Source organism: Dorea sp. ICN-14282, from assembly GCF_037890115.1.
Lineage (GTDB): Bacteria > Bacillota > Clostridia > Lachnospirales > Lachnospiraceae > Dorea_B > Dorea_B phocaeensis.
The window spans coordinates 46,321-57,225 of sequence record NZ_JBBKBH010000005.1; the positions used below are offsets into that span (position 1 = coordinate 46,321).

The 10,905-nt window shown below is 41.7% G+C and carries 8 protein-coding genes; all 8 read right to left on the minus strand.

The window, feature by feature from the left end; all coding sequences use genetic code 11:
• Positions 1 to 30 precede the first annotated feature (30 nt).
• Entirely contained in the window at positions 31 to 2,472 is a 2,442-nt protein-coding gene (locus WKT00_RS11310; RefSeq protein ID WP_340263709.1) for a hypothetical protein, read from the minus strand.
• Positions 2,473 to 3,624: a methyltransferase gene (locus tag WKT00_RS11315; protein ID WP_101696065.1), complete on the minus strand. Its 1,152-nt coding sequence runs from the start codon at positions 3,622 to 3,624 to the stop codon at positions 2,473 to 2,475.
• Positions 3,625 to 3,721: 97 nt separating this feature from the next.
• Positions 3,722 to 6,358, minus strand: a complete 2,637-nt coding sequence (locus WKT00_RS11320) for an MFS domain-containing histidine kinase (RefSeq protein WP_101696066.1) — start codon at positions 6,356 to 6,358, stop codon at positions 3,722 to 3,724.
• A gap of 12 nt (positions 6,359 to 6,370) precedes the next feature.
• Positions 6,371 to 7,066 carry a response regulator transcription factor gene (locus tag WKT00_RS11325; protein WP_101696067.1) on the minus strand — a complete coding sequence of 232 codons (696 nt, stop codon included), beginning with the start codon at positions 7,064 to 7,066 and terminating at the stop codon, positions 6,371 to 6,373.
• Between the two features lie 310 nt (positions 7,067 to 7,376).
• Entirely contained in the window at positions 7,377 to 8,213 is an 837-nt protein-coding gene (locus tag WKT00_RS11330; RefSeq protein WP_340263711.1) for a hypothetical protein, read from the minus strand.
• Between the two features lie 39 nt (positions 8,214 to 8,252).
• Complete coding sequence (locus WKT00_RS11335; protein WP_340263712.1) at positions 8,253 to 8,507, minus strand: PF20097 family protein; 255 nt, start codon at positions 8,505 to 8,507, stop codon at positions 8,253 to 8,255.
• Between the two features lie 3 nt (positions 8,508 to 8,510).
• Positions 8,511 to 9,884: a citrate/2-methylcitrate synthase gene (locus WKT00_RS11340; RefSeq protein ID WP_101696070.1), complete on the minus strand. Its 1,374-nt coding sequence runs from the start codon at positions 9,882 to 9,884 to the stop codon at positions 8,511 to 8,513.
• A gap of 66 nt (positions 9,885 to 9,950) precedes the next feature.
• Complete coding sequence (gene rsmA / locus WKT00_RS11345) at positions 9,951 to 10,835, minus strand: 16S rRNA (adenine(1518)-N(6)/adenine(1519)-N(6))-dimethyltransferase RsmA (RefSeq protein ID WP_101696071.1); 885 nt, start codon at positions 10,833 to 10,835, stop codon at positions 9,951 to 9,953.
• Between the last annotated feature and the right edge of the window lie 70 nt (positions 10,836 to 10,905).

Sequence of the window (10,905 nt, forward strand, 5' to 3'; positions counted from 1 at the left end):
AGTTTTTTGAAAAAAACTCCGTCCCAAATGTTATCCTATATACGTATTTCCACTTCCCGCAGTCATCTGATCCATCTCTTCGTATGGCACACTTCTGCGCTCGCCGCTTGCCACATCCACATATGTCACGCTGCTATCGTCATATCCAACCAAAATAACCGCATAAACGGAATCCAGCATAGCAACTACCGGTCGACCCCTTCCTATCAGATACAATAATTCTTCCGTGCTGCACCCCGTCAGATCCATATAACTTCCGCCATTTATCTCTTTCATAACTTCTGCCGGCGGCTGCTGCGCTGCAAGCTTTGTTCGTATTCCTTCTATAATCTCCTCCTTATCACTGATTGTATGCTGAAGGTTTCGATTTCCACGTTCCCACACATACGTCTGATCTTCCGCCACCACCACTCCGCTGATGGCATCTGCTGCCCGCACCGCCTCACCGGCTTTTCCGTAACTTCCTTGCAGTTCTCCATGCCCATATACGAAATATTTCTTCTTCGGCTCCGACTCATCAAATGTTACCACCGATGGGGTCTCGAACAATACCTGCTTTGGTTTCAGGACTTTTGGCTCCTTATCAGAAATACCGTTTTCAAAAGTCAAACGTCTCTGAGTTTCCTTCAATTCTGTGGCATAGGACTCCAAATAAATATTACTTTCTTTCTTTTCTTTGTTGTTAGTAATGTAATCCGGCGCTGTTTTCGTATAGGTTTCTCCATTCTTCGTCGCACGATTCAGTGTAATCATATTATCTTCAAACTCTGCGCTCAGAACAAAAATGCCTTCCACTTCATAAGTCTTGATCACCTTACTTTTTTCATCTTGAATCTCAACTTTATACATTGGAAGCGTCCGCTCTCCAAATACGGTTTTTCCCATATCTTCAGCCTTCGCAACACCATAGACAAAGTCATTCTTCACAAAGCCCAGAGGCTTCAAATATTCCGAATCCTGACAGGTGACTTCTCGTTTCTTTCCATTATCAAGATTCAGCACTTCCAGCTTCTTCGCGCCGTTTTCATCTCCTTCTTTCTGATAAGCGGCCATATGCCCGTTTTCCGAAATCGTATACTGACTGTCATCTAACCCTTTCACCAGCACAGTCTGTTCCTCTTCAGAAACCTGATACTCATACAAGGTTCCCTCCAGCATAACATACAACGTATCCTGATCCACATTATAATAAGCCAGCTTATTGAGAGACTGAATCACATTTCCATAAGATATATCCGTAGAAATAAATACCTTCTCTTCCACAGAATTCGTCTCAATATCATAGCAGTATACGCCAACTCCGGTCTCACCCTCATGCTCTCCCCGGTTCATATAGCCGTACACGGCAAATGTTGTATTCCCCTTTCCATCCATTTCAAGAAGTTCCAACTGATGCTGTGCAACCAGATTGCGCCCGTCTGTATTCTCTGCAGCTGAAAAACTAAATACCAGGGAAATTTCATCTGTATTTTTATTATAGTTCCACAGTTCTTCTCCCACAATAAACGATACAATAGAACCGTCTTTATTGACTTCATAAGGAATATTTTCCGACTGAATTCCAAGTAGGGTTCCTTTCTCATTCAACACCACTTTTGTCGGATCAAACAGTTGATCCATTGTCCGATCGTAATCCAAAAGATATGTTTTATTTACCTCTGGAATATGACGAACACGGAAAAATTCCTTCACAGTATAAAGATCCGTCTCATTTTCTTCTCCCTTGCAGCGGACGCGATACTCCAACTGCACCGAAGTCGAAGAACTATTCATCTCCTTAATGTACCAGCGTTCTCCCTGCTCTACAACCGGTTCCAGCTCCCCCCAGGATACATGATCATAATCAGAATGAATCGTCACATGTCCAAAGGTCGTATTATCTCCCTCTTCACTCGGCTCAATCGCAGCGCCAACTCCCGCTCCTTCTACTTTTCCCAGGGCACTTTCGTGGAAGTTGCGAATATAATCCAGGCACTCCAGCATATGCGCATCGGTGCCATTTTTTATCCGGGTATAAAAATGTACCAATTGATCCTTCCCGAGGTTAAGAGTCAGCTCCAACACCCGCTCCTCTGTCAAAAGGCCCTCTTGATCAAACTCCAGAGCAATCTCCTCGCCCGGCTTTTTCACGGTCTCATCCAACAATTTTTCTTTTCCGTTCAGCGAAAAAATCCGATATCTCAGACTCTCTATTTTATTTCCATACTCCTGAACAGAAAGATTCAAACACCCGTTTACCACTGGCGTAATAGAATCACGCATAGACACAATATCCATCCGTTTCGCATAACCACTCAGTGTATTCAGACTATACCCATCATAAGAAAAGGAAACCTGGGGGTAGGTAGCCGCCCCCATGTCCGCTGTCATATCGTCATTTCCTTTATTCGTCAAATATCCAAAGAATAGCACTGCTACCACAAATACTGCCGATAAAATCCCGATATTTAACAATCTTTTTTTCCAACTCATTTAAACTTCCCCTTCATGGTCTAACAGCCATCCCAGCGTCGGCGCTACTCCAAGCGCCTGTTCGCAGCGGCGAATTGCGTCTTCATTCTCCCCTTTGCGCCCTGTTCTTACTGCACGGATTAATATATTCTTTGGCGTGTGTTCCATATCAATAAACTCCAAAATCTGCGCCTCATAACCTTCCCGTTCCAAATATTGAGCACGGAGTCCATCCGTTACCAACGCTGAAATACGTTCTTTCAACAAGCCATATTTTAAAACCGGCGCTAGATCCTCATTTTTAATCTGACGATTCAACTCATGCTGGCAGCACGGCACTGAAAGAATTACCTTTGCATTCCAGTGCACCGCCTTTGCAAGTGCAAAATCCGTTGCCGTATCACACGCATGCAAGGTTACAACCATATCCACCTCATCTACTCCCGTGTAATCCGCAATATTTCCCTCCAGAAATTTGAGTTTCTCATACCCATACCGCTGGCTCAGTTCATTACAGTGCCGAATCACATCTTTTTTCAAATCCAGTCCAACAATCCGAATATCGTAGCGCTTCAATTCATGCAGATAATAGTACATAGCAAATGTAAGATAGGATTTTCCGCAGCCAAAATCCAAAATTGTAAGTTCACGATCTTTTGCAAGCTGAGGCAGAATATCTTCTATAAATTCCAGAAAACGATTAATCTGACGGAACTTGTCAAACCGTGCACGCACAATCTTTCCCTCTGCTGTCATTACTCCAAGATCTACGAGAAACGGAACCGGAATTCCTTCTTCTAACACATACCTTTTCTTCCTGTTATGAGACAGATCCACTTTCTTTGCCTCTCCCTTATGAAGCTTTCGCTTGATCGTTGCCTTCCCTTTCTTACTTACCAGCACATTGTAATCCGCACACTGCGTCTCCATCTGCATCTGCTTCATATTCTCCATCGCATGAGCCAAAAGCTCGCTTGCTTCTATCTTATCCACATTCCGGTGAAAAGCCTGATTATTTTCAAAGGTTTCCAATTGGAAGAGCAACTGGTCTTTCTTCATAATTGGGCGTACTTTCACCTTGGATGGACCATCCTTTTTCCTTGGGTTACTGAGAACGGCCGAAATAAAGTCTATATTTAAATTTTCCTGTAAAAGTTTTCTTAATTCATCCATAGCATTTATTATAATAATGTTTTTTCCACAATCCTGCAAGAGGGACAGGGGAAAATTAATTGGGGACGGAGGTTTTTGCAAAAACCTCCGTCCCCAATTAACAAATCGGAAAGCTCACTGTAACTCTAAACAGATCTCCATCCACATAAATCTCGAATTTTCCACCTTGTATTTCCGTCAATGTCTTTGCAATGGAAAGCCCCAATCCGCTTCCCTCGGTACTTCTCGAAATATCTCCGCGAATAAATCTTTCCGTCAGTTCATCTGCCGAAATATTAAGACGTTGTTCAGATATGTTTTTCAAATTAAATACTGCCCAGCCATCTTCCGCTTTCAGGTCCGCATAAACTCTCGTTCCCCTTAACGCATATTTCGCTGCATTATTGTAAATATTTGCGGTCACCCTCCACATTCTTCGTCCATCTGCCCGTATGATCAATTCCTGATCCGGAAGCGTTAATATCTCCTGTAAATCTCTCGCTTGGAACTTCTCCGCGAACTCGCCGCTGGTCTGCTGAATCATTTCCACAAAATTGATATTCATGTATTCTAAGCTAATATTCCCGGAGCTCACTTTTGAAGCTTCTACCACATCCTCTGTCAACGTCTTCAAGCGCTGGGACTTCTGTTCTAGAACCTCCAGATAGCGCTGTATTTTAGGATCTTCAAAATTTTCCTGCTTTAAAAGTTCCACATAATTAATAATCGAAGTCAAGGGCGTCTTAATATCATGCGAAACATTCGTTATCAAGTCTGTTTTTAAGCGCTCGCTCTTCATATTTTCTTCCAATGCAGAATCTAGCCCTTCACCAATGGAGTTGATACATTCTGCAATCACTCTCTGCTCTCCGTAAAGCTCTTCCGCAGAAATCTGATAATCAACTTCTCCTCCGGCAATTTTCTCAATTCCCTTTTTTATCTTCTGCTTTCCTATCGCCTGGTAAATCAAATAGACAAATGCCACCAAATCTGCGCCAAACACTAACACGGCAAATAGATAGCTTCCACTGGTAATTACCAGCATCCAGTGGAGAAGAAGAAAAACACCAAATATTAGGATTGCCCGCCATACGCATTGAATATGACTATAAATTTTTCCAATAAATTTGCCAATACTTCTAAGCACACTGTTTTTCCAAAGTGTTTTCCGTTTTATACGTCTTACCAGGCTCAAATAGCCAATCAAAAACCACGCACAGGTATAAACTGCCATCACTGCAATATATGCAATATACGGAATTGCTTCACGAACATAATCGTATCCATTTTGCCCTTCTTCAAACAGATATGGCGTCACAGACTGAACGGCCGGGAAGAAAATATCCGATGCCACCGCAATTGCAAAGGCCAACGGCCCTATCCAAAGTCCAATTACCAAAACAGCGGCTAGTTCTGTTTTAATCTTATCAAACCAATTTAAACATACTTCCTGCGTCCGGTTACTGCGGCCTGCAGTTACCGTAAGCCAAATCAAAATCAGAAGAAAAAATACCCCCGACACCGCGGCTGTTACTGCAAGAATCTGTGCATTTCCCCCATATTTCTGATACAATTTTGCTTCATTATAGAAGGTGTCATGAATCGGATAGGCCGTATCTACCGCCACAGCGTATACAAAACTATCTTCATTTGGGCCACTAAATTTAATATGATTCCTCCAGCTTTCTTCATCAATCTCTTGAATATTCGTATCAAAATCTTTTAATTTCGGATGAATCACCGCGTACTTTCCCATTGCCTGGACGCTCTTAATGCTATTTTCCAAGTTTGTGTAATCTGAAAACGCCTCACAATTCGTATAAATCCGTTTATTTCTTTGATCTGCATAGAGATAAACCAGATTCGTATCCCCTTCTTTATAATATTCTTCCTTATTCAAATAACTGGAAAGCTCATCATAAATTCCAAAAATTGCATCATGTAACATCTCATACGCTTCATTCAGCCTTCCGTTCCAATACGGATTATTGTTTGCCACATCCACTACACTCTTTGCATTCAATGGCGGAACTTTTTCCTTCATTACCTGCCCGTCATAATTCCAGCAATCAATATAGGAAATCTTCCCGTCTTCACTTTGCAGTCCGCGGAATCCCACACGATCAGCATTTCCCTCATACAATTCTGACGAATGAAGCATCGCTAAAAGATCGTCTTCTGAAGTGGATTCATCTTCCGTAACTACAAATTGAAGCTCTCCACTGTCGATCATATTTTTAAATTCTTCATAAGAATAATAATGGTAAGAACCATCTGGCTTCTTGCAAACAATAATTTTGTAATATTCACTATCTCCATCAACTGCTTCCGCCGGTCTTTCTTCTGCCGCATTATAAATCACGCCTCCCTCGCCAGTGCTATAATACTCTTGCGCCCACTGGTAAAGGTCTTCCAAGCGGTAAGCCAAACCATGCTCATCCTCTCCGGACAAACTATGCGTGTCTCTATAAGTTTCAATGTCCACAATCTTCTGCGGATCATAATTTCCGTCTGTCTCAAATTCATCTACATTACGGATTCCATCCATTACGGTATTGGAGGCCTCCCATATCAATGTAGAAAACGCAGCTGTATCCTCATATTTTTCTGCTGGTTTTCCATGCAGAAGCTCACTTCCCATCACTGGATAACAATATAATAAAAGAATACATCCTACCATAACTGCCACCAATATATGCTCCGCTGCAATTAGGAACGCTTTTGTAATCGGTGACTGATACCATTGCTGTTTCATAGATCCTCCTTTCTAAATTTTTTCTATTTTATATCCAACTCCCCACACTACTTTTAAATAACGGGGCTCTTTGGGATTGATCTCGATCTTCTCACGAATATGCCGGATATGTACTGCCACCGTATTATCTACACCAATCGCGTCTTCATTCCAGATACTTTCATAAATCTGATCAATAGAAAAAACTTTTCCCTGATTTTTCACCAACAATAACAAAATATTATATTCAATCGGAGTCAATTTTACGATCTCACCATCAACAGTTACTGTTTTCAGATCATCATTGATGGACAATCCACCCGTTTCATAAACCTCCTGATGCTCTGACTCCACGGTACTTCCAAGCTGCGTATATCTCCTAAGCTGCGATTTTACTCTCGCTACCAATTCCAATGGGTTAAACGGCTTGGTCACATAGTCGTCTGCTCCCACATTTAATCCGAGAATCTTATCCGCATCTTCTGATTTTGCGGAAAGAATAATGATCGGCATGTTGTTTTTCTCCCGAATTTTAAGGGTGGCTCTGATCCCGTCCAGCCTTGGCATCATTACATCAATTACAAGGAGATCTACTTTCTCCTCTTTCAATACTTTCAGGGCTTCTTCTCCATCGTATGCCTTCAGTACATCATACCCTTCCTGCAGCAGATATATTTCAATTGCTTCCACGATTTCTTTATCATCATCACATACTAATATTTTAGCCATTTTCATCACCTCCCTTATACTATACAAGAATAACAGGGAGTTTTTAAGAGAGATTGGGGAATTTATTAAGATATTTTAAAGAATTTTTCCGCTTCTTTTAGAATTTCAACATACTTTGGACATAATTTCCATGTATACTAAATGTCAGATAGTTGAAGAGCACATCAACTATCTCCCCCCTCATAAAGTAAAACACCGGGCGTAACCTTCCCGGTGCACACTTTACTCTCATTCCTTTAAATAACTATAGTAACAACGAACCCCGCTAACCTTTGGTTAGCGGGGTTTCGCTGTATAATAAAGATTTCTGTTATTCAACATAAGTTCGATACCAAAGTGTACCGCCATATGTAAGCACATACCTCTTGTGCTGCTCTGCTAATTCTGCATTCCCCATTGCCTCTGCCGCCCGATAAAGATGAAACTGTCTGACCACCTCCGCAAGTCTGGAGTGTTGCCTGTTTCCAGTCTGCTGCCATATGTGATAAAGTTCTTCATACTGTCCACTCTTCTCAAGCTGTATTAGCATCGGATATCTCAATCGATCCTGATATAATGTCCAAAACTTTCCTTTGGGCTTTACCATCATTTCCAGCTGTCTTAACCGATCACAGGACCTTTGCAGCTGTTGCTCGTTATTCTGCTCAAACGCAATTGTCATCCGAAGGAGTTCGTACTTGAACTCCCCGGATGCATCTGGACAATATTTTACAAATAGTGGAAAGATTTTCTCTGCATCTTCTCTTCTACCAGCGTAAAACAAAGTAATCCCCACATTATAGAAATGTCTACTCCAAAGGTTACTTTTCACACACGACGTTTTCGGCAAAAGCGCCCATAAAACAGAAAGTTCCTTTCCCGGATTACACTCCTTAAGCAGGAAATTTTTCCATTTTTTTGAATATTTTACTCGATACCCGATATAAATTGCCATACTTGCAAGTGCCAGAAAATAGGTCGGAACCATCAGCGCACTGGTAATTCCAACAAGACCCATAACATTTGCCAGGATCACGCTCACAAGCGCTACCAACGTAATCCCTTTCCAAATATGACACCATTTCCAATAGCGATCGACTTCTTTCTGAGCCTTAGGAAATACATGAACCGGTACATTTTTTTCCAAATCTAAATATTGCTGTGTCATATTCGTCTCCTCTTCCTAGTCTTTCAGTTTCTGCGCGCTCTACCCTTCCCACTCTTCTCTTAATGGGAACTCTCCAAAAACTTTTTTGCAAGACTCACAGCACCATGCATCAGAACACTCCTTCATATTGGTATAAGCCGGCGCATAAACGCCCAACAACCTTTTCATAATCTGTCTTTTTTCCTTGACAGGAGTATCGTTATCACTGACAAACCTCTGTTCAAAAAATGTACCGTTGGAATCAATATGTATCATTCCTTGTATCATTTCATTTCCGCAATAGGGACATTTCATAAATTAACGGTCCTCCATACGCACATATTCACGATGTGCTGCCAAAGGCTTATAAGCCGGACGAATAATTTTGTCTACATTTTTCAACTCTTCCAAACGATGCGCACTCCATCCAACAATACGAGCTGCCGCAAAAATCGGCGTATATAGAGATGACGGAAGGTCTAACATACTGTACACCAAACCACTGTAGAAATCTACATTTGCATTTACTCCTTTGTAAATCTTACGTTTCTCTCCAATTACTTCCGGCGCAATATGCTCAACAGATTCATAGAGAGCATACTCTTTTTCACGTCCCTTTTCTTTTGCAAGCTGTTTTACAAAACCTTTGAAAATATCTGCTCGCGGATCGGATACTGAATAAACGGCATGACCCATTCCGTAAATTAATCCCTTCTTATCAAAAGCACGTTTCTCCAGCAAATCTACCAAATACTGGCGAACTTCGTCCTGATCCTCCCAATCGGATACATGCTCTTTCATATCCTCAAACATCTGTGTCACTTTAATATTTGCACCGCCATGCTTAGGTCCCTTTAACGATGCCATAGCTGCTGCCATAGTAGAATAAGTATCGGTTCCTGAAGAGGTTACAACATGTGTCGTAAACGTGGAGTTGTTACCACCGCCGTGATCCATGTGAAGCACCAACGCCATATCCAGAATTTTAGCTTCCAATTCCGTATATTTGCGGTCTTCTCTTAACATCATCAGAATATTTTCCGCCACAGACAGCTTTGGTGACGGAGCATAGATGAATAAATCATCTCCCATCCGGTAATTATACGCATGATATCCGTACACCATCATCATAGGGAACTGACTGATCAAATTCAGACACTGACGAAGCACATTCGGAATAGAAGTATCATCTGCTTTTGCATCATAAGTATACAAGCTCAAAATAGAACGGGACAAACTATTCATCATATCCCGGCTCGCAGCCTTCATAATCACATCTCTTACAAAAGTAGGCGGTAGAGTTCTGCGCTCTACCAATGTCTTTTTATAAGCCTCCAGCTCCTGCTCACTTGGCAATTCCCCAAACAACAACAGATAAGAAATTTCCTCAAATCCAAAATGTTTATCATTTAAAAATCCACGGACAAGGTCTTTGATGTTATAGCCGCGATAGTAAAGATTTCCTTCGCATGGAACCTCTTTTCCATCCACAATTTTCGTAGCACATACATCAGATATATTCGTCAAACCGGCAAGAACACCTTTTCCGTTCAAATCACGAAGCCCACGCTTTACCTCGTACTTCGCATACAGTTCCTTCTCAATCGCGTTATTTTCCTCACACAATTTTGCCAGATGCTCAATCTCCGGTGTGATTTCAAACAATGCATACTCTACTCTTTTTTCTGCCATAGCCATCATCCTTTCTGCCCGTAATTATTTTCAATCTGTACTTTATATAATCATCGCTTCTGATAATTATCCCTGCTCATGTCTGCTTTCGCTTAAAATATCGCTCAGCCTTGCAAATTCTTCCAACGTCAGCGCCTCTCCTCGGATACTTGGCCCCTTCCCAAGTTTTTCAACCGCTTCGGCAATCACTTCCTTCGGATATGATAAACGACTGGAATTGTTTAATCCATTTGCCAAAGTCTTCCTTCTTTGATTAAAAGAAGCTCGAATAATCTCAAACATCAGCCCTTCATCTTTCACCTGAACCGGCGGGGTATCGTGTCTGGTCAGCCGAATCACCGCCGAACCAACCTTAGGACGCGGCATGAAACAATTTGGCGGTACATTTGCCACAATATAAGGTTTTGCATAATACTGTACTGCCAGCGACAGCGCACCGTAATCCTTGCTTCCCGGTCCCGTCTGCATCCGATCCGCCACTTCTTTTTGCACCATAACCGTAATGCTCTCCACCGGAACTTGTCCTTCAAACAATCCCATAATAATAGGTGTTGTAATATAATAAGGAAGATTCGCTACCACTTTAATCGGCCGCCCCTGATTTTCTTCCTCCGCTAGTTTCCGAATATCCAATTTTAATACATCTTCGTTGATAATCCGAACATTATCATACATAGACAGCGTCTCTGACAGAATCGGTATCAAATTTCTGTCAATCTCCACAGCAATCACCTTACCGGCAGCCTCCGCCAGATACTGTGTCATGGTTCCAATTCCCGGACCGATCTCCAATACCATATCTTCTTTGGTAATCTCTGCCGCCCGGATAATCTTATCCAGCACATGTGTATCTATTAAAAAATTCTGACCAAATTTCTTCTGAAATGAAAATTGGTATTTTTGCAATATTTCAATCGTATTTTGTGGGTTTCCCAGTGTTGGACCGTTCATTTTCCCCTCCTTGAATTCAGGTATTTTCGATTATTATACAATAATTTCACGAGATATGATATAGAAAAAA

Coding starts and splice junctions, on each gene's coding strand:
- WKT00_RS11315 (WP_101696065.1), bottom strand. CDS start 3,624: ATGGATGAATTAAGAAAACTTTTACAGGAAAATTTAAATATAGACTTT.
- WKT00_RS11330 (WP_340263711.1), bottom strand. CDS start 8,213: ATGACACAGCAATATTTAGATTTGGAAAAAAATGTACCGGTTCATGTA.
- WKT00_RS11325 (WP_101696067.1), bottom strand. CDS start 7,066: ATGGCTAAAATATTAGTATGTGATGATGATAAAGAAATCGTGGAAGCA.
- WKT00_RS11340 (WP_101696070.1), bottom strand. CDS start 9,884: ATGGCAGAAAAAAGAGTAGAGTATGCATTGTTTGAAATCACACCGGAG.
- rsmA (WP_101696071.1), bottom strand. CDS start 10,835: ATGAACGGTCCAACACTGGGAAACCCACAAAATACGATTGAAATATTG.
- WKT00_RS11335 (WP_340263712.1), bottom strand. CDS start 8,507: ATGAAATGTCCCTATTGCGGAAATGAAATGATACAAGGAATGATACAT.
- WKT00_RS11310 (WP_340263709.1), bottom strand. CDS start 2,472: ATGAGTTGGAAAAAAAGATTGTTAAATATCGGGATTTTATCGGCAGTA.
- WKT00_RS11320 (WP_101696066.1), bottom strand. CDS start 6,358: ATGAAACAGCAATGGTATCAGTCACCGATTACAAAAGCGTTCCTAATT.